The following is a 24,692-nucleotide window of genomic DNA, read 5'->3' as shown; positions in this document are numbered from 1 at the left end:
GAGGCACATCCATGCCCATTCACCGCGGCCTCGCCGGTGTCGTCGTCGACACCACCGAGATCTCCACCGTCATCCAGGAGACCAACTCCCTCACCTACCGCGGCTATCCGGTCCAGGACCTGGCCGCCCACCGCTCCTTCGAGGAGGTCGCCTACCTCCTGTGGCACGGCGAACTCCCCGACGAGGGACAGCTCCGGGATTTCCGCGCCCGCGAACGCGCCCTGCGCCCCCTGGACCGCACCACCTCCGAGCTGCTGGCCCGGCTGCCCCAGACCTGCCACCCGATGGACGTCCTGCGCACCGCCGTCAGCTTCTTCGGCGCCGAGGACCCGACCGAGGACGACGGCGGTCTCGCCGTCAACCGGGCCAAGTCCCTGACCCTGCTGGCGAGACTGCCCACCGTGGTCGCCGCCGACCAGCGCAGGCGCCGCGGCCTCGCCCCGATCCCGCCGCATCCCGAACTCGGCTACGCCGAGAACTTCTTCCACATGTGCTTCGGCAGCGTCCCCGACCCCGATGTGGTGCGCTGCTTCGAGATCTCGCTCGTGCTCTACGCCGAACACAGCTTCAACGCCTCGACGTTCACCGCGCGCGTGGTCACCTCCACCCTCTCCGACCTCTACAGCGCGGTCACAGCGGCGATCGGCGCGCTCAAGGGCCCGCTGCACGGCGGCGCCAACGAAGCCGTGATGCACATGCTGAACGAGATCGGCGACCCTGGGCACGCCGAGGACTGGCTCACGGAAGCGCTGACGGGCAAGCGGAAGATCATGGGCTTCGGCCACCGGGTCTACAAGGCCGGCGACTCCCGCGTCCCGATCATGCAGGACGCCCTCGACCGCCTGGTCTCCCGTGCCGCCGACCCCGAGGTCACCCGTCTCGCCACCCTGCACGCGGCGCTCCGCCACGCCATGCTCACCCACAAGGGGATCCATCCGAACCTGGACTACCCGGCAGGCCTGGCCTACCACCTCATGGGGTTCGACATCCCCCTCTTCACACCGATCTTCGTGATGAGCCGCATCACCGGCTGGACGGCCCACATCACCGAACAGCTCGCCCACAACGCGCTGATCAGGCCCCTCGCGTCATACGCGGGACCGGATCAGCGCGCGGTACCGGCGATCGGCTAGCCGCCGCTCCAAGGCGTCGGCGCCGGTGTCGTTGAACACCCGGAAAAGTTCCTGCGTTCTATGGGTAACTGCGAACCCGTCGCAATAACACCCCCACGGACAAGGAACGAACCTGATGCCCAAGCGACCCGGCCGTCTCACGGTTCTCGCCGCTCTGCCCGCCGCCGCCCTGCTCACCCTGGTCGGCTCGTCCCCGGTGTTCGCGGAGTCGGACACCCCGGCCTTCCAGCTCGATCTGGAGCAGTTGAACGACTCCGGCGCCAAGGGCACGGCCCTGGTGAGCCTGCGCGGCGACGAGATGACGGTGTGGATCAAGTCCGAGGGCATGGTGCCGGGCCAGCCCTCGGCACAGCACCTGCACGGCTCGACCGACGGGCACGACTTCGTCTGCCCGGACGGCAGCGCCGACACCAACAAGGACGGAATCCTCAACAACACCGAAGCCACCGTCCACTACGGCGACATCAACATCGCGCTCACCGTCTCCGGCGACACCGACGCGGCGACCAGCGGACTGGCGGTGGACCGGATGCCGGTGGCCGACGAAGAGGGCAAGATCGCCTACAAGCGGACCATCAAGGTCGGGCAGGACGTGGTCGAGAAGATCAAGGACCTGCACATCGTCCAGCACGGCATCGACCCCAACGGCAACGGCGAGTACGACTTCGAGGGCGCGGGCAAGAGCGAACTCGACCCGAAGCTGCCTCAGGAGGCCACCGCGCCCACCAACTGCGGGGAGGTGAAGGGCGCCGCGGTCGGGTCCGTCCCGGTCGGCGGGATCGAGACCGGCAGCGGGGCGGAGCAGTCGAGCATGTCCCCGGGGATGACGGTCGGCGTCGCGGGTGCGGCCTCGGCGGCGGTGGCGGGTGCGGCGGGGGTTCTGTTCGCCGCCCGCCGGCGGAAGGCGTCCGGTGTCGCGGCGGCGGAGACCGGGGGTGCCGCGTGAACCGCTCGGCCGGGAGCGCACGGGTCGGGGGGCGACGCGTTCCCGCCGCCCTGATCGCCGTCGCCACCGCGTCCCTGCTGCTCACCGCCTGCGGGGGCCAGGACACGTCGGCCTCCCAGACGTCCCCGGGGCAGAACGCGACGGCCGGGGCGGCGGGCGGCGCGACACCGGGCTCGGGCACCGGCCAGGCGGTCGCCGCCCTGGACCGGTCCGTGCCGCAGGAGGTCAGCATCCCCTCCCTCGGGGTCTCCAGCGCCCTGGAGACCCTGGGGCAGAGCAAGGACGGGGTGATGACCACCCCCAAGAACCCGGACCTGGCGGGCTGGTACGAACCGGGACCCACCCCCGGCTCCCAGGGGCCCGCGGTGATCGCCGGGCATGTGACCTGGAACGGCGCGGACGCGGTCTTCAAGGGGCTGAAGACGTTGACGGCCGGCGACAAGGTCGAGGTGAAGCGCCAGGACGGGAAGACCGCCACCTTCACCGTGGACCGCGTCGAGGAGTATCCGAAGAAGGAGTTCCCCACGCTGGAGGTCTACAAGAACCTCGACCACGCGGGCCTCAGGCTGGTCACCTGCGGAGGTGAGTTCGACGCGGACCGGCACTACTACCCCAACAACGTCGTGGTGTTCGCCAGCATGACGGGCGTCGCGTAGGACACGGTCAGGTACGGCAGAGTCAGGCAGGACAGGGTCAGGATCGTCCCTCGCCGGGTCGCTGTGCCCGGCGATGCGTGGAGCGCACCTGGAACAGACGTGGCTGTACGTCCGTCGCGATCTTCGCGGCCTGCTCCATGTGGACGCGGGCTTCCGGGTTCGCCAGCATCGCGCGGTAGTGCTCCTCGGACTCCCACTGGGCGTAGTTGATGACACGCTCGCCATCGTGGGAGGCGTGGAAGTTGGCATGGAGGAAGCCCGATTGGTGCTTCATCGTCTCCTCGGTGGCGCGGGCGAGCAGCTCGATGAGTTCGTCCTGGCGGTCGGGCGTGACGGTGAAGACGTTGATGAGCGTCGCCACCGGGCGTGCGCTGTCGATCTGTGCGGTAACGGCCATGCCACTCTTTCTCCCCTTACGGAAGAGGCGGTCGACCGAGGCGGGTCCGTATTCCCCCGATCGGACGCGGACCCGCGCTGCCCGCCGGCCGCCTACAGCGGCAGGACGGCCAGGGAGCGGGCCGGATGGCGAGGGCTCAGGAAGACGGCGATGCCCTTGCCGTCGGGGGAGGGGTGGGTGGCCTGGGTCCAGCCCTGGCGGCGGTAGAAGGCCATGGCCCGGGGCGCATGGGCGGAGGTGAGCAGCCAGGAGCGGCCGTCGGGGGCGTCCTCGGTGACCGCGTCCAGCAGTGCGCCGGCGAGACCGGTGCCGTGCGCGTCGGGGCGGACGGCGAGTTCGTCGATCTCCCGGGCGCCGCACAGCCAGTCGGCCGTGTGACCGGGGCCCAGCCCGGCGGCGGCCTGGGGGTAGCAGCGGTCGGTGGGGAAGGGGGTGAGGGTGGTCCAGGCCGTGGCGAAGCCGATGACCTCCGGCCCGGCGAAGGCGAGCGCGGCGATGAAGCCCGGCCGCCGCACGTCCACCGGGAGCCGCTCGGCGAACTCGGCCGCCTGCGCCTCGTCCTCGTTCCAGGGCGGGGCGCAGAAGGCGTCGGCGTAGACGCGGCGCAGGGCCGTGGTGTGCGCGAGGAGCCCGGCGTCCTTGAAGGTCCTGATCTCTGGGTTCATGTCCATCAGGCCGCACCCGCCAGAGCGGCCCCCGGGTGCAGCGCGGCGTACTCCAGCGGCGCCGACGGGTCGATCGACAGGTTCAGCGCCGCCGGTTCGGCCCCGGAGCGTACGAGGAGGTCGCCGACGGCGGCGATCATCGCGCCGTTGTCCGTGCACAGCCTCAGCGGCGGCACGCGCAGTTCGATGCCGGCGGCCCGGCAGCGTTCCTCGGCCAGCGACCGCACCCGCGAGTTCGCGGCGACCCCGCCCACGACGACGAGCGTGCCGACACCGTGCTCGGCGCAGGCCGCGACCGCCTTGCGAGTCAGTACGTCCGCGATCGCCTCCTGGAGCGAGGCAGCCCCGTCGGCCACCGGCAGCTCCCGGCCCGCGTGGCCCTCGGCCCAGCGTGCGGCGGCCGTCTTCAGCCCCGAGAAGGAGAAGTCGTACGACCCGGGCAGCGGGCGGGGAAAGGGGACAGCGCGCGGATCCCCCGCGCGCGCTGTCCGGTCGATGGCCGGACCGCCCGGGTACGGCAGTCCGAAGACCCGCGCGACCTTGTCGAAGCACTCACCGGCCGCGTCGTCGAGCGTGTCGCCGAGGTGCAGGATCGGGTCGCGGACCAGGTCACGGACGAGCAGCAGAGAGGTGTGGCCGCCGGAGACGATCAGCACCATGCAGGGATCGGGCAGCGGGCCGTGCTCCAGGGTGTCGGCGGCGACATGGCCGGCCAGATGGTGCACGCCGTACAGCGGGACACCGAGCGCGTACGCCATGCCCTTCGCCCCGGCGAGGCCGACCTGGAGCGCGCCCGACAGGCCCGGCCCGGTGGTCACGGCGACGGCGCCGATGTCGGACAGCCGCAGGCCCGCGTCGTCCAAGGCCCGCTGGATCACCGGCCGCAGGGCGTGCACATGCGCGCGGGCGGCGATCTCGGGGACGACACCGCCGAAGCGGGCGTGCTCGTCCATGCTCGACGCCAGCGCATGGCCCAGCAGCCGCCCGTCCCGGACCAGCCCCGCCCCGGTCTCGTCACACGACGACTCGATGCCCAGCACGATCCCAGAGCCCATGCCCACCCTTCCCACGACCTCAGTTCCGCGACCCGGTTCCGCGGCTCAGTTCTGCAAGGAACAGGCTATTGCAAGGAGTGTGCAATAAGCCCCGCGGGAGGTGTACCCGAGCAAAGGTGTGCTGGTCGGCGCCCAGTAGAGTGCGCTTCTGTCGCCCCATGAGAGCTGCCCCCGAATCCCGAGGTACCGCGCAGTGAACCCCGCACGTCCCGCACCTACCGCCGCCGTGACCGTCGTCGGGATCGGGGCCGACGGCTGGGAAGGCCTGACCGACACCTCCCGGGCCGCGCTGAGCGAGGCCGAGGTCCTGATCGGCGGCCCGCGCCAGCTCGACCTGCTGCCCCCACGCTGCGCCGGGGAGCGGATCGCCTGGCCCTCGCCCCTGCGCCCCGCCGTGCCCGGCCTGCTCGCGGCACACGCCGGCCGCCGGATCGCCGTACTGGCCAGCGGGGACCCCATGTTCTACGGCATCGGCCGAGCCCTCGCCGAGGAGATCGGGGAAGCGGGCGCCCTGCGCGTCCTGCCCCACCCCTCCTCCGTCTCCTACGCCGCCGCCCGCCTCGGCTGGCCCTTGGAGGACGTCGAGGTCGTCACGCTCGTCGGCCGTCCCGCCGCCCGTCTCGCCGCCGCCCTGCACGACGGTCGGCGGCTCCTCGTCCTCAGCGCGGGCGCCGGCACACCCGGCGAGGTCGCCGCCCTGCTGCGGGACCGGGGATTCGGCGCGAGCCGCATGCGGGTCCTGGAACAACTCGGCGGCGCGAAGGAGCACACGACCACTGAGGCCACCGCGGACGACTGGCCGGACGAGCGGCCCCCCGGCGACCCCCTCAACATCGTCGCCGTCACCTGCCACCGCGCCCCGGACGCCCCGCGCCTCGGCGCCGTGCCCGGCCTCCCGGACGACGCCTACGAGCACGACGGGCAGCTCACCAAGCGGCACATCCGCGCCGTCACGCTCAGCACACTCGCCCCCGCGCCCGGGGAACTGCTGTGGGACATCGGCGGCGGCTCGGGCTCGATCGCCATCGAGTGGATGCGCACCCACCCCTCGTGCCGCGCGATCACGATCGAGCGCGACCCGGTGCGCGCCGCGCGCATCACCCGCAACGCCGAGCGCCTCGGCGTGCCCGGCCTGCGGGTCGTCACCGGTGCCGCGCCCGCCGCCCTGGCCGAACTGCCCGCCCCCGACGCCGTGTTCGTCGGCGGCGGCCTCACCGCCCCCGGTCTCCTCGACGCCTGCTGGGAGGCCCTGCCGGCCGGTGGGCGGCTGGTCGCCAACACCGTGACACTGGAGTCGGAGGCGCTCCTCGCCGACGCCCGCCGTCGTCATGGCGGCGAGCTGGTGCGGCTCGCGGTGGCGCACGCCGTGCCCGTGGGCGGCTTCACCGGCTGGCGGCAGGCGATGCCGGTGACCCAGTGGGCCGTACAGAAGACCGTCGACACCCCTTCGGGAGCCAACAGATGACCGTGTACTTCATCGGCGCCGGACCCGGTGCCGCCGATCTGATCACCGTGCGCGGCGCCCGCACCCTCGGCGCCTGCCGGGTCTGCCTCTACGCGGGCAGCCTGGTCCCGCGCGAACTGCTGGCCGAATGCCCGCCGGACGCACGCCTGGTGGACACCGCGCAGCTCACCCTGGACGAGATCACCGCCGAGCTGGTCCGCGCCCACGAGCAGGGACACGACGTGGCGCGGCTGCACTCCGGGGACCCGTCGGTGTTCAGCGCGGTCGCCGAGCAGATGCGCCGCCTTGACGCGGCCGGGGTGCCCTACGAAGTGGTCCCCGGAGTCCCGGCCTTCGCCGCCGCGGCGGCGTCCCTGAAGCGTGAGCTGACCGTGCCGACCGTCGGCCAGACCGTGATCCTCACCAGGGTCGCCCAGCGCGCCACCGCCATGCCCGACGGGGAGGACCTGGCCACCCTCGGCCGCAGCGGCGCGCTGATCGTGCTGCACCTGGCCGCCGGCTATGTGGACCGCGTCGTCGACGAACTCCTCCCGCACTACGGCGCCGACTGCCCGGCCGCGGTCGTCGCCTACGCCTCCCGCCCCGACGAGGTGATCATCCGCGGCACCCTCGACGAGATCGCCGCCAAGACCAAGGAGGCCGGTGTGCTGCGCACGGCCGTGATCATCGTCGGTCGGACGCTGGGGGCGGAGGGGTTCCGGGACAGCCACCTCTACTCGGCGGAGCGGGAGCGTCACGTGTGCTGAGCGGCTCGGCAACGCACCGGCGGCGCAGGGGCCCTCAGGCCACGGAGCTGCGCCCCACCACCGTGCCAGCCCGGTCGATGCAGATCACGTCGACGGTGACCGGCGCACCCCGCAGCACGGCCAGCGCCTCGTCACGAGCCGTCCTGGCGACCAGGTCACCGAGCGGCACCCCGGCGGCCATGCACAACTGGAGCGCGGCCAGCCCGGTGTTGGCCCCGGCCACCTCGGCGCGCAAGGCCTCGTCCGCGCCGCCCTGCCCGGCCAGTTCGGCGAGGAAGCCCTTGTCGACCTGGGAGCGGGCGGAGTGCAGGTCGAGATGGCTGGCGGCGAGCTTGGACAGCTTGGCGAAGCCACCGCAGATCGTCAGCCGGTCGACGGGGTGGCGGCGGATGTACTTCAGCACGGCGCCCGCGAAGTCGCCCATGTCGAGCAGCGCGTCCTCGGGCAGCCCGTACTCGGCGACGACCGTCTTCTCCGACGTCGACCCGGTGCACCCGGCGACATGCGTACGGCCCGCCGCCCGCGCCACGTCCACGCCCCGGCGGATGGAGTCGATCCACGCCGAGCAGGAGTACGGCACCACGATCCCGGTGGTGCCGAGGATGGACAGGCCGCCCAGGATGCCGAGGCGCGGGTTCCAGGTGGAGCGGGCGATCTCCTCGCCGTGGTCGACGGAGACGGTGATCTCGACGTCGCCGGTGCCACCGTGGCGGGCGGCGACCTCGGCCACGTGCTCGCGCATCAGCCGCCGGGGGACGGGGTTCACGGCGGGTTCGCCGACGGGCAGCGGCAGACCGGGGCGGGTGATCGTCCCGACCCCGGGCCCCGCCCTGAAGACCACCCCGGCCCCGGCGGGCAGCCGCCGTACCGTGGCCCGGATCAGCGCGCCGTGCGTGACGTCCGGGTCGTCGCCCGCGTCCTTGACGACGCCCGCCATCGCGGATCCGTCGCCCAGTTCCTCGGCCGCCAGCGCGAACGACGGGGTCTGCCCCTTGGGCAGGGTGATCGTCACCGGGTCGGGGTACTCCCCGGTCAGCAGTGCCGTGTACGCGGCCGTCGTGGCCGCTGTCGCACAGGCGCCCGTGGTCCACCCGTGCCGCAGGCCGGTGTGCTCCAGCTGGGCCCTGCGGCCACCCTTCACTTCGCTGCTCATGAACGGACCTGGACTTCCATGCACGTACTGATTCTGGGCGGGACCACCGAAGCCCGCCGTCTCGCCGAACTGCTTGACGGCACACCCGGCCTGACCGTGACCAGTTCTCTCGCCGGGCGGGTGGCCGGACCCCGGCTGCCTCCGGGCGAGGTCCGGATCGGAGGCTTCGGGGGAGTGGAGGGGCTGACCGCGTGGCTCGTCGAGCACCGGGTGAACGCACTCATCGACGCCACCCATCCTTTCGCCGGGACGATCGGTTTCCACGCGGCACGTGCCGCCGCCACCGCCCATGTTCCCCTGCTCGCGGTGCGGCGCCCCGGCTGGGTCCCGGTCGAGGGCGACGACTGGCACGAGGCCGGCTCCCTGGAGGAGGCCGCGGCGCTGCTGCCCGCCCTCGGCAGCCGGGTGTTCCTCACCACCGGACGCATGGGCCTGGCCGCGTTCGCCGGTCTGGACGCCCTGTGGTTCCTCGTACGCTCCGTGGACGCGCCCGAGTCCCCGTACCCCGCCCGCATGGAGGTGCTCCTCGACCGAGGCCCCTTCACCCTCGACGCGGAACGCGAACTCCTGCACCGCCACCGCATCGACGTCCTGGTCACGAAGGACAGCGGCGGAGCCGCCACCGCGCCCAAACTCACGGCCGCGCGGGAGGCGGGAGTGCCCGTGGTCGTGGTCCGCCGGCCGCCCGTTCCCGAACAGGTGCCGGCCGTGGCCGGTCCGGAAGAGGCGGCCCGGTGGATCAGGGAACTCCCGCACGGGCGGGCTTTCCCGACTACTGGCTGAAACCTGACGGGGGCTTTGCCACACCTGGCTTGTACCTGCAAGGAACACGCAGAAGCCTTGTGAGCGCGGCTGAGAACAGCCGTTCCTCGACCCGTGAGGCCTGCGCCCCCATGACCACCGCTCCCGGCTCCGCCCGGCACCGCATCCGCACGTCGATGACCCGGAAGGAGTGGGCGAGCGTCGGCGGGATGGCCGCGTTCATCCTGGCCCTGCACCTCGTCGGCTGGTTCACGCTCGTCGTGATCGTCGCCCCGGAGCACTACACCTTGGGGGAGAGGACGTTCGGGATCGGCATCGGCGTCACGGCCTACACCCTCGGTCTGCGTCACGCCTTCGACGCCGACCACATCGCGGCGATCGACAACACCACCCGGAAGCTGATGAGCGAGGGGCAGCGCCCGCTGTCGGTCGGCTTCTGGTTCTCGCTGGGCCACTCGAGCATCGTGTTCGCGCTGGCCTTCCTGCTCTCCGTCGGCGTCAAGGCACTGTCCGGGCCGGTCGCCGACGACGACTCCGCACTGCACAGCGTCACCGGCTGGATCGGCACGACCGTCTCGGGAACCTTCCTCTACCTCATCGCGATCATCAACATCGTGATCATGGCGGGCATCTGGAAGGTCTTCCGCCGGATGCGCACCGGCCACTTCGACGAGGCCGCCCTGGAGGAACAGCTCGACAAGCGCGGCTTCATGAACCGGCTCCTGGGCCGTCTGATGAAGTCGATCACCAAGCCGTGGCAGATGTACCCCCTGGGCCTGCTCTTCGGCCTCGGCTTCGACACCGCGACGGAGATCGCCCTGCTGGTCCTCGCCGGTTCGGGCGCCGCCTCCGGCCTGCCCTGGTACGCGATCCTGTGCCTGCCGGTCCTGTTCGCGGCCGGTATGTCCCTGCTCGACACCATCGACGGGACGTTCATGAACTTCGCCTACGGCTGGGCCTTCTCCAAGCCGGTGCGCAAGGTCTACTACAACCTCACCGTCACCGGCCTGTCCGTCGCCGTGGCGCTGCTCATCGGCACCGTCGAACTGCTCGGCCTGATCGCCGAGCAGGCGGATCTGCACGGCCCGTTCTGGGACTGGGTGTCCGGCCTCGACCTGAACATCATCGGCTACGTCGTCGTCGGGCTGTTCGTCCTCACCTGGGCGGTGGCCCTGCTGGTGTGGAAGGTCGGCCGGATCGAGGAGAAGTGGACGCGGGGCCTGGCCCGGCCCGCCCCGGCCGCCTCCCCGGCCGCCGCTTCGGTGGCCGAGGAGAGCTGAACCGGGCCGCACCCGCCTACGCCTCCGGATACCGGCGCGGAGTCCAGACGATCTCCTCGCCGTCCCCGCGCCGGACGGCCCGCGTCTGCGAGGACCCGACCAGCAGGATCGTGCGCATGTCGACCTCGGCCGGGTCCAGATCGGCCAGCCGCACGATGCGGACCCGCTCACCGGAGCCGCCCACGTCCCGTGCCACCACCACCGGGGTGTCCGGTGCGCGGTGCTCCAGCAGCAGCTCACGGGCCTTGCCCACCTGCCAGGTGCGGCTGCGGGAACCGGGGTTGTACAGGGCGAGCACCAGATCCGCCGAGGCCGCCGCCCGCAGCCGTTCCTCGACGACCTCCCAGGGCTTCAGCCGGTCGGAGAGGGAGATCGTGGCGTAGTCGTGCCCGAGCGGGGCGCCCGCGCGGGCCGCCGCGGCGTTGGCGGCGGTCACCCCCGGCAGCACCCGCACCCCGACGTCCGCGTACTCCTTCTGCGACGCGACCTCCAGCACGGCCGTCGCCATGGCGAAGACGCCCGGGTCGCCGCCGGAGACGACCGCGACCCGCCGCCCGCGCCGGGCCAGATCGAGGGCGAACTCGGCGCGCTCCGACTCCACCCGGTTGTCCGAGCCGTGCCGGACCTGACCCGCCCGCCGCGGCACCCGGTCCAGATAGGTGGTGTAGCCGACCAGGTCGTCGGCGGCGGCCAGCGCGCCCCGCGTCTCGGGCGTCAGCCACAGTGGACCGGCCGGCCCGGTCCCGACCACGACGACCTCGCCCCGCTCCCGGGCCTCGGGCCGCTCGGCGTCGACCTGGCTCGGCAGCACGGCCACCGAGAAGTACGGCACCGACTCCGGATCCACGTCCGCCAGTTCGGCGAGCCGCTCCCCGGGCATGGTGGCCCGCTCGACATAGCGGGCCTCGCCGAGCCGCCCCGAACTCTCCAGCGCGCCGCGCACCTTGGTGAAGGTCCGCCCCAGCTTCATCACCACGGCCACGTCCGTCGCGGCGAGCCGTGCGGTCAGCTCCTCCTCGGGCAGCGTGCCCGGCAGGATCGTCAGCACCTCCTCGCCCTCGGCGAGCGGCGTGCCCAGCCGGGCCGCGGCGGCGGACACGGACGTGACGCCGGGGATGACCTCGGTGTCGTAGCGGTCGACCAGCCGCTTGTGCATGTGCATGTAGGAGCCGTAGAAGAGCGGATCGCCCTCGGCGAGGACCGCGACCGTCCGTCCCGCGTCCAGATGCGCGGCGAGCCGGGCCGACGCCTCGGTGTAGAACTCCTCCATCGCGCCCTTGTAACCGCCGGGATGGTCGGTGGTCTCGGTCGTGACCGGGTAGACCAGCCGCTCCTCGATGTGGTCGGCGCGGATGTGCTTCGCCGCGATCGAGCGCGCGATGGAACGACCGTGCCGCGCACTGTGGTACGCGATCACGTCCGCCTCGGCGATGGCCTCCACGGCCCGTACGGTCATCAGGGACGGGTCACCGGGGCCGAGCCCCACCCCGTACAGCTTCCCGCTCACTCTTCCTCACTCGCGATCGCGTTGAGCGCGGCGGCGGCGATGGCGCTGCCCCCGCGACGGCCGCGCACGACCAGGTGCTCCAGACCCGACGGGTGCGCGGCCAGAGCGTCCTTGGACTCGGCGGCCCCGACGAAACCGACCGGGACACCGATGACGGCGGCCGGCCGGGGCGCGCCCTCGTCGATCATCTCCAGCAGCCGGAACAGGGCGGTGGGCGCGTTGCCGACGGCGACCACCGAGCCCTCCAGCCGGTCCCGCCACAGCTCCATCGCGGCGGCGCTGCGCGTCGTGCCGAGCTTCGCCGCCAGCTCCGGCACGGACGGGTCGGAGAGCGTGCACAGCACGTCGTTGTCGGCGGGCAGCCGCTTGCGCGTCACACCGCTGGCCACCATCTGCACATCGGTGAAGATGGGCGCCCCGGCCCGCAGCGCCTCGCGGGCGCGGGCGACGACGGCCGGGGAGTAGGCCAGGTCCCGTACGAGGTCGACCATCCCGCAGGCGTGGATCATCCGGACCGTGACCTGGCTGACATCGGCGGGCAGGGCCGCGAGGTCCGCCTCCGCGCGGATCGTGGCGAAGGACTGGCGGTAGATGGCCGGGCCGTCCTTCTCGTAGTCGTAGGTGGTCACGGTGCTCTTCTCGCTGCTCTCGGTCGTCGTGGTCGTCGTAGGGGTCATGAGGTGATCGCCGCCAGGGCGGTGGCGAGCCGGGCGGGGACGTCCATCGAGGCGGTCCGGGGTTCCTGGCCGCTCACCGCGGTGGAGAGCAGATAGCCGCCTCCCGGGGCGGCGACCACGTCGACGCGGTCGCCCCGGGGGTGCCCGCAGCGGCGTTCGCACCCGGACCAGTACAAGGGGAGGCCGCCCGGCTCGATCGTGTCGAGGGCCTCGGCCGCGTCGGCCCGTACGTCCGCCCGCGACTTGGCGCATCCGGGGCTGCCGATACAGGCACCGACACGGAGCCAGGGGTCACCTGGGCCGGTGACCAGGCCGGTGGCCGCGAGGCGGGCGAGGGATACGTCCGGGTCCGTCCCGTGTGTGGGAAGAACCACACCGCGCCACGGGGTGAGACGCAGCTCACCGGCGGCGACGCGGGTCAGTTCCCGCCACTGGTGTGCCGAGAGGCGTCCCAGAGGTACGTGCACGGAGAGCGCGGTGCCTAGGACTCCCGGGGGCGGTCCGGCCGTGCGGACGGTCTCCCGGTCCCGCCGCTCGTGACGGATGCCCTCGGCCCGCAGCCGTCGGCCGACCGCGTCGAGCAACTCGTCGCCGGAGAGGGACAGTTCATCAACGCGCCAGACGCGGTCCCCGCTCGTTCGCGCCGCCTCCAGGAAGGTTTCCGCGGCCGCCAGCGCGGCCCGGGCCGCTTCCTCGGCACCGACGCGCAGCGCTTGTCCGGCCGCTCCGAGCGTGAGTTCCGCGCCGCCGTCCGCCGTCGCCCGTACCGTCACATCGGCATCGAGTCCGGCCACGTCGCCGCGTCCGTCGTCGAGCGCGAACAGGAAACGTCCCGACAGGGCCCGCGCCGCCTCGCTCGCGCACAGCGCCGCGTCCAGGGCCGTCAGCCAGGGGCGTACGTCCAGAAAGCCCCGCCCGTCGAGACCGGACAGCGGCGAGGCCACGATGTTGCGCACCCGCTCGTGCCCGTGCGAGGGCAGCAGCCCGGCCGCGTCCAGCGACTCGGCCAGCTCCCCGGCGCATCCACCGGGCAGACCCCGCAGTTGCGCGTTGCCGCGCGAGGTCAGATGCAGGTCGCCGTCGCCCAGCCGCACCGCCACGTCCCCGAGCGTCTCCGCCTGCGCAACGGTCAGCACACCACCGGGAATCCGGACGCGAGCCAGCGCTCCGTCGTCCGCCGCGTGCAGCCGCAGCGTCCCCGGACAGGCGTCACCGCGGTCTCGTGGGACCGCTGTGGCCTGGGGCGATGAGCGCGGGGCAGCCGTGGACATGGCGGCGAGCATACCTACCATCACACCTGGTGTATGCCGTGCCCTCTTCCCCTGGCACTTACTATGATCGCGGCGGGTCATCCGGTCCGCCATCGCCACGACGGCGACAGGGGAGGAAGCCGGTGCGAGTCCGGCGCGGTCCCGCCACTGTGAGTCCGGCCCATGCGGCCGGACGAGTCAGGAACTCCCTTCCCCGAACGCTCGGCATCGCCCGAGCAGGGGAGACCCCATTTCGAACCACCCGGGGCGCGGACACCCCGAGGAAGGCCGACGCCGCATGATCCTGCTCCTGTCGACGTCCGACACCGATCTGCTGAGCGCCCGCGCGGCCGCGGGTCCGGTGCCCTACCGCTTCGCCAACCCCTCCCGTCTCGCCCTCGACGACCTCCCCGGCCTTCTCGACGGCGTCGACCTGGTCGTCGTACGTCTCCTCGGCGGCATCCGCGCCTGGCAGGACGGCCTCGACCTGCTGCTGGCCGACGGCCGCCCGGTCGTCGTCCTCACCGGCGAACAGGCTCCGGACGCCCAGCTCATGGAAGCCTCCACCGTCCCCGTCGGCATCGCCGCCGAGGCACACGCCTACCTCGCCCACGGTGGCCCGGCCAACCTGGAGCAGCTCGCCCGCTTCCTCTCCGACACGGTCCTGCTCACCGGCCACGGCTTCGAGTCGCCGGCGGCAGCACCCACCTGGGGCCCGCTGGAGCGCACGCCCCGCGCCGGCGCCGACGGTCCGACCGTCGCCGTGCTCTACTACCGGGCCCACCACATGAGCGGCAACACCGCCTTCGTCGCCGCCCTGTGCGACGCCGTCGAGGACGGGGGCGGCCGGGCCCTGCCCCTGTACGTCGCCTCCCTGCGCGCCCCCGAGCCCGAGCTGATCGAAGAGCTCCGCACCGCCGACGTGATCATCACCACGGTCCTTGCCGCGGGCGGCACCAAGCCCGCCCAGGCGTCGGCCGGCGGCGACGACGAGTCCTGGGACGCCGGAGCGCTCACCGAGCTGGACGTCCCGATCCTCCAGGCCCTGTGCCTCACCGGTTCGCGCGCCGCCTGGGAGGAGAACGACGAGGGCGTCTCCCCGCTCGACGCGGCCAGCCAGATCGCCGTCCCCGAGTTCGACGGCCGCCTCATCACCGTCCCGTTCTCGTTCAAGGAGATCGACGAGGACGGCCTCCCCGCCTACGTCGCCGACCCCGAGCGCGCCGCCCGCGTCGCCGGAATCGCCGTACGCCACGCCCGGCTCCGCCACATCCGTCCCGCCGACAAGCGCCTGGCGCTGGTCCTCTCCGCCTACCCGACCAAGCACTCCCGCATCGGCAACGCGGTCGGCCTCGACACCCCCGCCAGCGCGGTGGCCCTGCTGCGGCGCCTGCGCGAGGAGGGCTACGACTTCGGCACGGACGCCGAGGTGCCGGGCCTCGCCTCCGGCGACGGCGACGAGCTGATCCGCGCCCTGATCGAGGCGGGCGGCCATGACCAGGAGTGGCTCACCGAGGAGCAGCTGGCCCGCAACCCGGTGCGTATCCCGGCGGCCGACTACCGCCGCTGGTACGCCACGCTCCCCGAGGAGCTGCGCACGTCGGTGGAGGAGCACTGGGGTCCGGCGCCGGGCGAGATGTTCGTCGACCGCAGCCGCAACCCGGAGGGCGACATCGTCCTCGCGGCCCTCCGCTTCGGGAACCTGCTGATCCTCATCCAGCCCCCGCGCGGCTTCGGCGAGAACCCGATCGCGATCTACCACGACCCGGACCTCCCGCCGTCCCACCACTACCTGGCCGCCTACCGCTGGATCGCCGCCCGCGCCGAGGACGGCGGCTTCGGCGCCGACGCGATGATCCACCTCGGCAAGCACGGCAACCTGGAGTGGCTGCCCGGCAAGAACGCCGGCCTGTCCGCCGCCTGCGGCCCCGACGCCGCCCTCGGCGACCTGCCCCTGATCTACCCGTTCCTGGTCAACGACCCGGGCGAGGGCACCCAGGCCAAGCGCCGCGTCCACGCCACCCTCGTCGACCACCTCGTGCCGCCCATGGCCCGCGCCGACTCCTACGGCGACATCGCGCGCCTGGAGCAGCTCCTCGACGAGTACGCCCAGATCTCCTCCATGGACCCCGCCAAGCTCCCGGCGATCCGCGCCCAGATCTGGACCCTCATCCAGGCCGCCAAGCTCGACCACGACCTCGGCATGGACGACCGCCCCGACGACGACGGCTTCGACGACTTCCTGCTGCACGTCGACGGCTGGCTCTGCGAGGTCAAGGACGCCCAGATCCGCGACGGTCTGCACGTCCTCGGCAACCCGCCCACCGGCGCCGACCACGTCAACCTGGTCCTCGCCGTCCTGCGCGCCCGCCAGATCTGGGGCGGCACCACGGCCCTGCCCGGCCTGCGCGAGGCCCTCGGCCTCGACGAGTCCGCCGCCACCCGCACCACCGCCGACGCGGCGGAGGAGAAGGCCCGCGCCCTGGTCCAGGCGATGGAGGACGCGGGCTGGGACCCGGCCGCCGTCCCCAGCGAGCACGGCGAACAGGTAGCCGCCATCCTGGAGTTCGCGGCCCGCGAGGTCGTGCCGCGCCTCGCCGCGACCACCGCCGAGATCGACCACGCGGTGCACGCCCTGAACGGCGGCTTCGTCCCGGCGGGCCCCTCCGGCTCCCCGCTGCGCGGCCTGGTCAACGTCCTGCCGACCGGCCGCAACTTCTACTCCGTCGACCCCAAGGCCGTCCCCTCCCGCCTCGCCTGGGAGACCGGCCAGGCCCTCGCGGACTCCCTGCTGGAGCGCTACCGCGCCGACAACGGCGAATGGCCCACCTCCGTCGGTCTCTCCCTGTGGGGCACGAGCGCCATGCGCACGGCGGGCGACGACGTCGCCGAGGCCCTCGCCCTGCTCGGCATCCGCCCCGTCTGGGACGACGCCTCCCGCCGCGTGACCGGGCTGGAGCCTGTCCCCGCCGAGGAGCTGGGCCGACCCCGCATCGACGTCACCCTGCGCATCTCGGGCTTCTTCCGGGACGCCTTCCCGCACACCATCGGACTGCTGGACGACGCCGTACGCCTGGCGGCGTCGCTGGACGAGCCGGCCTCGGTGAACCACGTCCGGGCCCACGTCCAGGCGGACGTCGCCGAACACGGCGACGAACGCCGCGCCACCACCCGTATCTTCGGCTCCCGCCCCGGCACCTACGGCGCCGGTCTGCTCCAGCTCATCGACTCCCGCGACTGGCGCACCGACGCCGACCTCGCCGAGGTCTACACGGTCTGGGGCGGCTACGCCTACGGCCGTGAACTCGACGGCCGCCCGGCCCGCGAGGAGATGGAGACGGCGTACAAGCGCATCGAGGTGGCCGCGAAGAACACGGACACGCGCGAGCACGACATCGCCGACTCCGACGACTACTTCCAGTACCACGGCGGCATGGTCGCCACGGTCCGCGCCCTGCGGGGCACGGCGCCCGAGGCGTACATCGGCGACTCGACCCGCCCCGAGACGGTCCGCACCCGCACCCTCGTGGAGGAGACCTCGCGTGTCTTCCGCGCCCGCGTGGTCAACCCCAAGTGGATCGAGGCGATGCGCCGCCACGGCTACAAGGGCGCCTTCGAACTGGCCGCCACGGTGGACTACTTGTTCGGCTACGACGCCACGACCGGCGTGATCGCCGACTGGATGTACGACAAGCTCACCGAGACCTACGTCTTGGACGAGACCAACCGCGAGTTCCTCCAGCAGGCCAACCCCTGGGCCCTGCACGGCATCGCCGAGCGGCTGCTGGAGGCCGAGTCGCGCGGGATGTGGGAGAAGCCCGACCCGGCGGTGCTGGAGGGACTGCGGCAGGTCTACCTCGAGACCGAAGGGAACCTCGAGGGCGAGGACTGACCGCTCCGGCTCCTCGTCGCAGCCGCTGTCACCCACCGGGGTGCGGGACTTCGTCCCGCACCCCGGTTTGCGTTTCGCTCCCTCGAACCCCGCGACACGGCCATGGTCCTAGGCCCAACGCCTGATCGAAAAGCTCTGGCTCCTACTGTTAGCGTGCAGCTGCACACCATTCGCAATAACGTCGGAGGACGTTGGACATGGCGGTTTACACGCTCCCGGAGCTTCCGTACGACTACTCGTCGCTGGCGCCGGTGATCAGCCCCGAGATCATCGAGCTGCACCACGACAAGCACCACGCGGCATACGTGAAGGGCGCGAACGACACGCTCGAGCAGCTCGCCGAGGCGCGGGACAAGGAGACGTGGGGCTCGATCAACGGCCTGGAGAAGAACCTGGCCTTCCACCTTTCCGGACACATCCTGCACTCCATCTACTGGCACAACATGACCGGCGACGGCGGCGGCGAGCCGCTGGAGAAGGACGGCGTGGGCGAGCTGGCGGACGCCATCGCCGAGTCCTTCGGTTCTTTCGCGGGCTTCAAGGCGCAGCTGACCAAGGCGTCGGCGACGACGCAGGGTTCCGGCTGGGGCGTCCTCGCCTACGAGCCGCTGAGCGGCCGCCTCATCGTCGAGCAGATCTACGACCACCAGGGCAACGTCGGCCAGGGCTCGACCCCGATCCTGGTCTTCGACGCCTGGGAGCACGCCTTCTACCTGCAGTACAAGAACCAGAAAGTGGACTTCATCGAGGCGATGTGGCAGGTCGTCAACTGGCAGGACGTGGCCAAGCGCTACGCCGCCGCCAAGGAGCGGGGCGACAGCCTGCTGCTCGCGCCGTGACGCCGTAACACCCCGCAGTCGTCCTGCTCGTGATCGTCTTCTCAACCGTCACCGGGCAGGCGGTACGACGAAGGGCTCTCGCATGGACGTGACATGCGGGAGCCCTTTGCCGTGCCGTCAGCTCGTACCGCGATCGCGGTCAGCGCCCCTCGTGCGGGTGTCGCGCAGGCCACTCCGCCGTCAAGGTCGCGTCAAAGTCGAGGGGCTGGGCGCGAAGAACTCGCAAGGACCGGTCGGCTCCGATCGGTAGGGGACAGAACCTGAGCGCACCCGCGCACTTCTCGTCGACCGCGCGGCCGTACGTGAAGGAGCGCCCACCCATGTCCGTCCTGACCACCGTGCCGGGATCCGCCCCCGCCGAAGAGGAGCCGCCGGATACCGGCGAGCGCCACCGTCTTACCTCCGTCACCGGGCTCGCGGCCCTGTCCCTGGACGCGATGGCGTCGGTGGCGTACGGCCCCGAGGCCATCGTCCTCGTGCTGGCCGCCGCCGGAGCGCACGGCCTGGGCTTCACCCTGCCGGTGACACTGGCCATCGCCGGGCTGCTGGCCGTGCTGGTCGCCTCCTACCGGCAGGTGATCGCCGCGTTCCCGGACGGCGGCGGCTCCTACGCGGTCGCCAAGGCACATCTGGGCAAGTGCACCAGCCTGGTCGCCGCGGGATCCCTGGTCCTGGACTACGTCCTGAACGTGGCCGTGGCCGTCACCGCCGGTGTCGCCGCGCTGACCTCGGCCTTCCCCGCGCTGTACGAGGACAGGCTGTGGCTCTGCCTCGCCGTCCTCGTACTGATCACCGGGGTGAACCTGCGCGGGATCGTGGAGTCGGCACGGGTCTTCATCGCGCCCACGGCCGTCTTCGTCGCCTCGATCTTCGCGCTGATCGCCGTCGGGCTGTTCCGGTCCGGGCCGGTGAGCACCGAGGCCGCCGCCGGGCACGCCTCGGGCCTCGCCGACAGCGCCACGACGGTCGGGGCCCTGCTGTTGCTGAAGGCCTTCGCCTCCGGCTGCAGCGCCCTCACCGGCGTCGAGGCGATCGCCAACGCCGTGCCCTCCTTCCGGGTCCCGCGCGTCAAGCGCGCCCAGCGGGCGGAGGTCGCCCTCGGCGCCGTGCTCGGCGTGATGCTCATCGGACTGTCGGTGCTGATCTCCCGCTTCCACCTCCAGCCGGTCGAGGGCGTCACCGTCCTGGCCCAGCTCGCGGACGCCTCGCTCGGCCACAACTGGGCCTTCTACGTCGTCCAGTTCGCCACGATGATCCTGCTGGCCCTGTCGGCCAACACCTCGTTCGGCGGGCTGCCCGTACTGCTGAAACTGCTGGCCCGCGACAACTACGCGCCGCACGTGTTCGCCCTGAAGGCCGACCGGCAGGTGCACCGGCACGGTGTGCTCGCGCTGGCCGTGGTCTCGGCCGCGCTGCTGGTCTTCTCCGGCGGTGACACCAACACGCTCGTGCCGCTCTTCGCGATCGGTGTCTTCGTCGGCTTCACCATCGCCCAGGTGGGCATGGTCCGGCACTGGCGGCTCGAGAAGGGCCCGGGGTGGCGCGGCAAGGCCCTGCTGAACGGCTTCGGCGCGCTGCTCACCGGCGTCTCCGCGGTCGTCGTCACCGCGACCAAGTTCGAGGAGGGCGCCTGGCTGATCGTGATCGCCCTGCCGCTGCTGGTCCTGGCCTTCGAGACCGTGCACCGCGCCTACGTCCGGATCGGCGAGCGGCTGGCCCTCGGCCGGGTCCCGGAACCCCCGCACCGCGACCGCTCCATCGTGATCGTCCCGGTGTCGTCCCTGTCCCGGCTGACGTCCGAGGCGCTCACGGCCGCGGTCTCCCTCGGCGACGAGGTACGGGCGGTCACCGTCTGCCCTCCCGACACCGAGGACCGGGCGCAGGCCCACGCCCTGGCCCGCGACTGGGCCGACTGGAACCCCGGGGTCCCCCTGATCCCGCTCACCTCCGAGCACCGGGCCCTGGGCCGCCCCATCGCCGCCTACGTCCGTGAGACGGCCGCCGCCGCGCCGGACGCGCAGGTCACCGTGCTGATCCCCGAGGTGGAGCCGGAGCGCCTGTGGCAGCGGCTGCTGCAGAACCAGCGGGGCGCGGTCGTGGCCCACGCGGTGCGGCGGGACACCGACGCGGTGATCTGCCGGCTGCGCTTCCGGCTGGGGTGAGCGCTTGCCGCGTAAGAGCCTCGTCAAAGGCGTCGGCACCGCCGTTAGGGAGACGTCAACGAGGCTCGAATCCGGCCACGGAGGCGGTTTCCTCTACTCGTCCGTATCTGTTTCGACCCTCTCCTAGGAGTTCGCGATGGCCGATCTGGCCTTCGTCGTCGCCGCGCTCGCGGGTTTCGCGCTGGTGGCCCTCGTCGCCAAGGGGGTGACGAAGCTGTGACTGCCGAGAACATCGTCGGTCTGGTCGTGGCCGTCGCCCTGCTGGGCTATCTCGTCCTCGCCCTGATCTTCCCGGAGAGGTTCTGAGATCGACTATGGGACCTGTACTGGCCGGTGTGCTCCAGCTGCTCGCCCTCATGGCGGCGCTGGCGCTCGCCTATGTCCCCCTGGGCAACTACATGGCCCGGGTCTACTCCTCCGACAAGCACTGGCGGGTCGAGAAGTGGATCTACAAGGGCATCGGAGCGAACCCCGACACCGAGATGCGCTGGCCCGCGTATCTGCGGGGCGTCCTCGCCTTCTCGGTGATCGGTGTGCTCTTCCTGTACTTGCTGATGCGTCTGCAGGGGGTCCTGCCGGGTTCGCTGGGCTTCGCGGCGATCGACCCCGACCAGGCCTTCAACACCGCCGTTTCCTTCGTCACCAACACCAACTGGCAGTCGTACTACGGCGAACAGGCCATGGGCCATGTCGTGCAGACCGCCGGTCTGGCCGTGCAGAACTTCGTCTCCGCGGCCGTCGGCATCGCGGTGGCGGTGGCGCTGGTGCGCGGATTCGCGCGCTCGCGCACCGGTGAGCTGGGCAACTTCTGGTCGGACCTGGTGCGCGGTGTCACGCGGATCCTGCTGCCGGTGGCCGTGGTCGCCGCGCTGGTGCTGGTGGCGTGCGGCGCGATCCAGAACTTCTCCGGCATCCACGAGGTCGGTCAGTTCATGGGCGGCTCGCAGCAGTGGAACGGCGGCGCGGTCGCCTCGCAGGAGGCCATCAAGGAGCTGGGCACCAACGGCGGCGGCTACTTCAACGCCAACTCAGCCCACCCCTTCGAGAACCCGACGCCCTTCTCCAACCTCTTCGAGATCTTCCTGATCCTGGTGATCCCGTTCGCGCTGACCCGCACCTTCGGTGTCATGGTCGGCTCGGTGAAGCAGGGCTACGCGATCCTCGCGACCATGGCCACCATCTGGATCGGCTTCACGGCCCTGATGATGTGGACCGAGTTCGCCCACCACGGCCCCGCGTTCGACATCGCCGGCGGTGCGACGGAGGGCAAGGAGGTCCGCTTCGGCGTCGGCGCGTCCTCGATCTTCGCGACGGCGACCACGCTCACCTCGACCGGTGCGGTGGACTCCTTCCACTCGTCCTTCACCGGGCTGGGCGGCGGCATCACGATGCTCGGCATGATGCTGGGCGAGATCGCGCCCGGCGGCACCGGCTCCGGCCTCTACGGCATGCTGATCATGGCGATCATCGCGGTGTTCATCGCCGGCCTGATGGTCGGCCGCACGCCCGAGTACCTGGGCAAGAAGATCGGCACCCGCGAGATCAAGCTCGCGGCCTGCTACATCCTCATCACCCCGGCGCTGGTGCTCGTCTTCACCGCCTTCGCGATGGCCCTGCCGACCCCGGCCGACTCGATGACGAACAGCGGCGCGCACGGATTCTCCGAGATCCTCTACGCCTACACGTCCGCCTCGAACAACAACGGCTCGGCGTTCGCCGGTCTGAACGCGGACACCCAGTGGTTCAACAGCACCCTGGGCCTCGCGATGCTCCTCGGCCGCTTCCTGCCGATGGTGTTCGTGCTGGCACTGGCCGGCTCCCTCGCCGAACAGAAGCCGGTGCCGGTCACGGCAGGCACCCTGCGCACCGAGAAGCCGCTGTTCACCGGGCTCCTCGTCGGGGCGATCCTGATCATCACGGGTCTGACCTACTTCCCGGCCCTCGCGCTGGGTCCGCTGGCCGAGGGGCTGGCGTCATGACAACCGACGTAACGAAGCAAGAGGACTCCATGTCCACAGCCACTCCCGCCCGGGCACCGCACCAGGACGTGCCCACCGGTCACAAGGAGGGCCGGGTCGGTGCCGGCCTCTTCGACCCCAAGCAACTGGTCAAGTCGCTGCCGGACGCCTTCCGCAAGCTCGACCCGCGGGTGATGGTCAAGTCGCCCGTGATGTTCGTGGTGTGGATCGGCTCGATCCTGACGACCGTGTTCTCCTTCAGGGACCCGGGCGACTGGTTCGGCTGGGCGATCAGCGCCTGGCTGTGGCTGACCGTCATCTTCGCCAACCTGGCGGAGGCGGTCGCCGAGGGCCGCGGCAAGGCCCAGGCGGACACCCTGCGCAAGGCCAAGACCGACACCGTCGCCCGCCGCCTCCTGGACAACGGCTCCGAGGAGCAGGTCCCCGGCACCGCGCTGCGCATCGGCGACCTGGTCGTCTGCGAGGCCGGCGACATCATCCCCGGCGACGGTGACGTCGTCGAAGGCGTCGCGAGCGTGGACGAGTCGGCGATCACCGGCGAGTCGGCCCCGGTCATCCGGGAGTCGGGCGGCGACCGTTCGGCGGTCACCGGCGGCACGAAGGTGCTGTCCGACCGCATCGTCATCAGGATCACGACGAAGCCCGGCGAGACCTTCATCGACCGGATGATCAACCTGGTCGAGGGCGCCGCACGGCAGAAGACGCCCAACGAGATCGCGCTGAACATCCTGCTCGCCTCGCTGACGATCGTCTTCCTGCTGGCCTGCGCCACCCTGCCGCCCTTCGCCGACTACGCGGGCACCCACCTGACGATGGTCGTGCTGGTGGCGCTGCTGGTCTGCCTCATCCCGACCACCATCGGCGCGTTGCTGTCCGCGATCGGCATCGCGGGCATGGACCGGCTGGTGCAGCGCAACGTCCTGGCCATGTCCGGCCGTGCGGTCGAGGCCGCAGGTGACGTCTCGACGCTGCTGCTCGACAAGACCGGCACCATCACCCTCGGCAACCGGCAGGCCGCCGAGTTCGTGCCGGTCAGCGGCACCACCCAGGCCCAGGTCGCCGACGCCGCCCAGCTCTCCTCGCTGGCCGACGAGACGCCCGAGGGGCGCTCCATCGTCGTCCTGGCGAAGGAGAAGTACGGGTTGCGCGAGCGTCATCAGGGCGAGCTCGCCCACGCCGAGTGGATCGAGTTCACCGCCCAGACCCGTATGTCGGGCGTGGACGTCGACGGCCGCAAGATCCGCAAGGGCGCGGCGGGTTCCGTCATCGCCTGGGTCCAGGAGCGCGGCGGCACCGTCGCCGACGACGCGGACACGAGCGCCAACCGCATCTCCGAAGCCGGCGGCACCCCGCTGCTGGTGGCCGTCGAGGACGTCGACGGGGCACGGATCCTGGGTGTCATCCACCTCAAGGACGTCGTCAAGGACGGCATGCGGGAACGGTTCGAGGAACTGCGCCGCATGGGCATCAAGACCGTCATGATCACGGGCGACAACCCGCTGACGGCCAAGGCGATCGCCGAGGAGGCCGGCGTCGACGACTTCCTCGCCGAGGCCACCCCCGAGGACAAGATGGCCCTCATCAAGCGCGAGCAGGCGGGCGGCAAGCTCGTCGCGATGACCGGCGACGGCACCAACGACGCCCCGGCCCTCGCGCAGGCGGACGTCGGCGTGGCCATGAACACCGGCACGTCGGCCGCCAAGGAGGCCGGCAACATGGTCGACCTCGACTCCAACCCGACCAAGCTCATCGAGATCGTCGAGATCGGCAAGCAACTCCTCATCACCCGGGGCGCGCTCACCACGTTCTCCATAGCCAACGACGTCGCGAAGTACTTCGCGATCATCCCGGCGCTGTTCGCGGCGGTCTATCCGGGCCTGGACAAGCTCAACATCATGGGCCTGTCCTCGCCGGACTCCGCGATCCTGTCGGCCGTGATCTTCAACGCGCTGATCATCATCGCGCTGGTGCCGCTGTCGCTGAAGGGCGTGCGCTACCGGCCCGTCAGCGCCGACAAGCTGCTGCGCCGCAACCTGACCGTCTACGGCGTCGGCGGTCTGATCGCGCCGTTCATCGGCATCAAGCTCATCGACCTGCTCATCTCGCTGATCCCCGGGATCGGGTGAAG

General features: G+C 71.7%; 20 protein-coding genes and 1 riboswitch. Of the genes, 13 read left to right on the top strand and 7 right to left on the bottom strand.

Annotated features, from left to right (window positions below):
• Nucleotides 1-11: 11 nt before the first annotated feature.
• The 3 genes from KJK29_RS00900 (at nucleotide 12) to KJK29_RS00890 (ending at nucleotide 2,735) form a co-directional block, all read left to right on the top strand.
• On the top strand, nucleotides 12-1,133 hold the full coding sequence (locus KJK29_RS00900) for a bifunctional 2-methylcitrate synthase/citrate synthase (RefSeq protein ID WP_215116650.1): 1,122 nt from the start codon (nucleotides 12-14) through the stop codon (nucleotides 1,131-1,133).
• Between the two features lie 115 nt (nucleotides 1,134-1,248).
• Nucleotides 1,249-2,079, top strand: a complete 831-nt coding sequence (locus KJK29_RS00895; RefSeq protein ID WP_370869109.1) for a hypothetical protein — start codon at nucleotides 1,249-1,251, stop codon at nucleotides 2,077-2,079.
• On the top strand, nucleotides 2,076-2,735 hold the full coding sequence (locus KJK29_RS00890) for a class F sortase (protein WP_215116649.1): 660 nt from the start codon (nucleotides 2,076-2,078) through the stop codon (nucleotides 2,733-2,735). Before KJK29_RS00895 ends, KJK29_RS00890 begins: the two co-directional genes overlap by 4 nt.
• Nucleotides 2,736-2,772: 37 nt before the next feature.
• On the opposite strand, the gene KJK29_RS00885 is transcribed toward KJK29_RS00890, so the two are convergent.
• The 3 genes from KJK29_RS00885 to tsaD all read right to left on the bottom strand — a co-directional run bounded on the left by KJK29_RS00885 (nucleotide 2,773) and on the right by tsaD (nucleotide 4,852).
• Nucleotides 2,773-3,132 carry an antibiotic biosynthesis monooxygenase family protein gene (locus tag KJK29_RS00885; RefSeq protein ID WP_215116648.1) on the bottom strand — a complete coding sequence of 120 codons (360 nt, stop codon included), beginning with the start codon at nucleotides 3,130-3,132 and terminating at the stop codon, nucleotides 2,773-2,775.
• Nucleotides 3,133-3,224: 92 nt separating this feature from the next.
• Nucleotides 3,225-3,797, bottom strand: coding sequence for a GNAT family N-acetyltransferase (locus tag KJK29_RS00880; RefSeq protein WP_215124096.1), 573 nt, complete (start codon nucleotides 3,795-3,797; stop codon nucleotides 3,225-3,227).
• Between the two features lie 5 nt (nucleotides 3,798-3,802).
• Nucleotides 3,803-4,852, bottom strand: a complete 1,050-nt coding sequence (tsaD, locus tag KJK29_RS00875; RefSeq protein ID WP_215116647.1) for a tRNA (adenosine(37)-N6)-threonylcarbamoyltransferase complex transferase subunit TsaD — start codon at nucleotides 4,850-4,852, stop codon at nucleotides 3,803-3,805.
• 193 nt (nucleotides 4,853-5,045) lie between these two features.
• On the opposite strand from tsaD, the gene cbiE reads away from it, so the two are divergent.
• Together cbiE and cobM are read left to right on the top strand one after the other, a co-directional pair.
• A complete protein-coding gene (gene cbiE, locus KJK29_RS00870; protein WP_215116646.1) occupies nucleotides 5,046-6,317 on the top strand; it encodes a precorrin-6y C5,15-methyltransferase (decarboxylating) subunit CbiE in 1,272 nt (423 codons plus the stop codon).
• Nucleotides 6,314-7,063, top strand: a complete 750-nt coding sequence (gene cobM / locus KJK29_RS00865) for a precorrin-4 C(11)-methyltransferase (protein WP_215116645.1) — start codon at nucleotides 6,314-6,316, stop codon at nucleotides 7,061-7,063. Before cbiE ends, cobM begins: the two co-directional genes overlap by 4 nt.
• Before the next feature lie 34 nt (nucleotides 7,064-7,097).
• Here the strand turns inward: cobM and KJK29_RS00860 are convergent, their stop codons facing one another.
• Complete coding sequence (locus tag KJK29_RS00860) at nucleotides 7,098-8,216, bottom strand: cobalt-precorrin-5B (C(1))-methyltransferase (protein ID WP_215116644.1); 1,119 nt, start codon at nucleotides 8,214-8,216, stop codon at nucleotides 7,098-7,100.
• 18 nt (nucleotides 8,217-8,234) lie between these two features.
• Between KJK29_RS00860 and KJK29_RS00855 the strand changes: the two genes are divergently transcribed.
• Both KJK29_RS00855 and nicT read left to right on the top strand, forming a co-directional pair.
• The gene (locus tag KJK29_RS00855; protein WP_215116643.1) at nucleotides 8,235-8,999 is read left to right on the top strand and encodes a cobalt-precorrin-6A reductase; all 765 of its coding nucleotides are present in this window, start codon (nucleotides 8,235-8,237) and stop codon (nucleotides 8,997-8,999) included.
• Between the two features lie 110 nt (nucleotides 9,000-9,109).
• Nucleotides 9,110-10,258 (top strand): Nickel transporter NicT, encoded by a 1,149-nt coding sequence (gene nicT / locus KJK29_RS00850; RefSeq protein ID WP_251057663.1) that lies wholly within the window; start codon nucleotides 9,110-9,112, stop codon nucleotides 10,256-10,258.
• A 16-nt stretch (nucleotides 10,259-10,274) separates the two neighbouring features.
• Here nicT and cobJ read toward each other — a convergent pair whose 3' ends face one another.
• Genes cobJ through cobG form a run of 3 tightly spaced genes read right to left on the bottom strand, consistent with a single transcriptional unit; the run spans nucleotide 10,275 to nucleotide 13,725 of the window.
• Nucleotides 10,275-11,765, bottom strand: a complete 1,491-nt coding sequence (gene cobJ / locus KJK29_RS00845; RefSeq protein WP_215116642.1) for a precorrin-3B C(17)-methyltransferase — start codon at nucleotides 11,763-11,765, stop codon at nucleotides 10,275-10,277.
• Entirely contained in the window at nucleotides 11,762-12,442 is a 681-nt protein-coding gene (locus KJK29_RS00840) for a precorrin-8X methylmutase (RefSeq protein ID WP_215116641.1), read from the bottom strand. The genes cobJ and KJK29_RS00840 overlap by 4 nt, the downstream gene beginning before the upstream one ends.
• A complete protein-coding gene (gene cobG / locus KJK29_RS00835; RefSeq protein ID WP_215124094.1) occupies nucleotides 12,439-13,725 on the bottom strand; it encodes a precorrin-3B synthase in 1,287 nt (428 codons plus the stop codon). The genes KJK29_RS00840 and cobG overlap by 4 nt, the downstream gene beginning before the upstream one ends.
• Nucleotides 13,726-13,769: 44 nt before the next feature.
• Nucleotides 13,770-13,920, top strand: a riboswitch (cobalamin riboswitch).
• Nucleotides 13,921-13,990: 70 nt separating this feature from the next.
• Between cobG and cobN the strand changes: the two genes are divergently transcribed.
• The 6 genes from cobN (at nucleotide 13,991) to kdpB (ending at nucleotide 24,690) form a co-directional block, all read left to right on the top strand.
• The gene (gene cobN, locus KJK29_RS00830; RefSeq protein ID WP_215116640.1) at nucleotides 13,991-17,584 is read left to right on the top strand and encodes a cobaltochelatase subunit CobN; all 3,594 of its coding nucleotides are present in this window, start codon (nucleotides 13,991-13,993) and stop codon (nucleotides 17,582-17,584) included.
• Nucleotides 17,585-17,781: 197 nt separating this feature from the next.
• Nucleotides 17,782-18,423: a superoxide dismutase gene (locus tag KJK29_RS00825; RefSeq protein ID WP_215116639.1), complete on the top strand. Its 642-nt coding sequence runs from the start codon at nucleotides 17,782-17,784 to the stop codon at nucleotides 18,421-18,423.
• Nucleotides 18,424-18,743: 320 nt separating this feature from the next.
• On the top strand, nucleotides 18,744-20,585 hold the full coding sequence (locus tag KJK29_RS00820; RefSeq protein ID WP_215116638.1) for an APC family permease: 1,842 nt from the start codon (nucleotides 18,744-18,746) through the stop codon (nucleotides 20,583-20,585).
• A gap of 216 nt (nucleotides 20,586-20,801) precedes the next feature.
• Nucleotides 20,802-20,891, top strand: coding sequence for a K(+)-transporting ATPase subunit F (gene kdpF / locus KJK29_RS00815; protein ID WP_016434100.1), 90 nt, complete (start codon nucleotides 20,802-20,804; stop codon nucleotides 20,889-20,891).
• Between the two features lie 8 nt (nucleotides 20,892-20,899).
• Nucleotides 20,900-22,564, top strand: coding sequence for a potassium-transporting ATPase subunit KdpA (gene kdpA / locus KJK29_RS00810; protein ID WP_215116637.1), 1,665 nt, complete (start codon nucleotides 20,900-20,902; stop codon nucleotides 22,562-22,564).
• The gene (gene kdpB / locus KJK29_RS00805) at nucleotides 22,561-24,690 is read left to right on the top strand and encodes a potassium-transporting ATPase subunit KdpB (protein ID WP_215116636.1); all 2,130 of its coding nucleotides are present in this window, start codon (nucleotides 22,561-22,563) and stop codon (nucleotides 24,688-24,690) included. The genes kdpA and kdpB overlap by 4 nt, the downstream gene beginning before the upstream one ends.
• Nucleotides 24,691-24,692: the final 2 nt, after the last annotated feature.

The organism is Streptomyces koelreuteriae, assembly GCF_018604545.1.
Lineage (GTDB): Bacteria > Actinomycetota > Actinomycetes > Streptomycetales > Streptomycetaceae > Streptomyces > Streptomyces koelreuteriae.
Note: the sequence above shows the minus strand (reverse complement) of the source record. Positions and strands in the feature narration are given on the sequence as shown.

Bases quoted from the DNA above. Each gene is read 5' to 3' on its own strand.
- KJK29_RS00900 (WP_215116650.1), top strand. From the start codon at position 12: ATGCCCATTCACCGCGGCCTCGCCGGTGTCGTCGTCGACACCACCGAG.
- KJK29_RS00895 (WP_370869109.1), top strand. From the start codon at position 1,249: ATGCCCAAGCGACCCGGCCGTCTCACGGTTCTCGCCGCTCTGCCCGCC.
- KJK29_RS00885 (WP_215116648.1), bottom strand. From the start codon at position 3,132: ATGGCCGTTACCGCACAGATCGACAGCGCACGCCCGGTGGCGACGCTC.
- KJK29_RS00880 (WP_215124096.1), bottom strand. From the start codon at position 3,797: ATGAACCCAGAGATCAGGACCTTCAAGGACGCCGGGCTCCTCGCGCAC.
- tsaD (WP_215116647.1), bottom strand. From the start codon at position 4,852: ATGGGCTCTGGGATCGTGCTGGGCATCGAGTCGTCGTGTGACGAGACC.
- cobM (WP_215116645.1), top strand. From the start codon at position 6,314: ATGACCGTGTACTTCATCGGCGCCGGACCCGGTGCCGCCGATCTGATC.
- KJK29_RS00860 (WP_215116644.1), bottom strand. From the start codon at position 8,216: ATGAGCAGCGAAGTGAAGGGTGGCCGCAGGGCCCAGCTGGAGCACACC.
- KJK29_RS00855 (WP_215116643.1), top strand. From the start codon at position 8,235: ATGCACGTACTGATTCTGGGCGGGACCACCGAAGCCCGCCGTCTCGCC.
- nicT (WP_251057663.1), top strand. From the start codon at position 9,110: ATGACCACCGCTCCCGGCTCCGCCCGGCACCGCATCCGCACGTCGATG.
- KJK29_RS00840 (WP_215116641.1), bottom strand. From the start codon at position 12,442: ATGACCCCTACGACGACCACGACGACCGAGAGCAGCGAGAAGAGCACC.
- cobG (WP_215124094.1), bottom strand. From the start codon at position 13,725: ATGCTCGCCGCCATGTCCACGGCTGCCCCGCGCTCATCGCCCCAGGCC.
- cobN (WP_215116640.1), top strand. From the start codon at position 13,991: ATGATCCTGCTCCTGTCGACGTCCGACACCGATCTGCTGAGCGCCCGC.
- KJK29_RS00825 (WP_215116639.1), top strand. From the start codon at position 17,782: ATGGCGGTTTACACGCTCCCGGAGCTTCCGTACGACTACTCGTCGCTG.
- KJK29_RS00820 (WP_215116638.1), top strand. From the start codon at position 18,744: ATGTCCGTCCTGACCACCGTGCCGGGATCCGCCCCCGCCGAAGAGGAG.
- kdpA (WP_215116637.1), top strand. From the start codon at position 20,900: ATGGGACCTGTACTGGCCGGTGTGCTCCAGCTGCTCGCCCTCATGGCG.
- kdpB (WP_215116636.1), top strand. From the start codon at position 22,561: ATGACAACCGACGTAACGAAGCAAGAGGACTCCATGTCCACAGCCACT.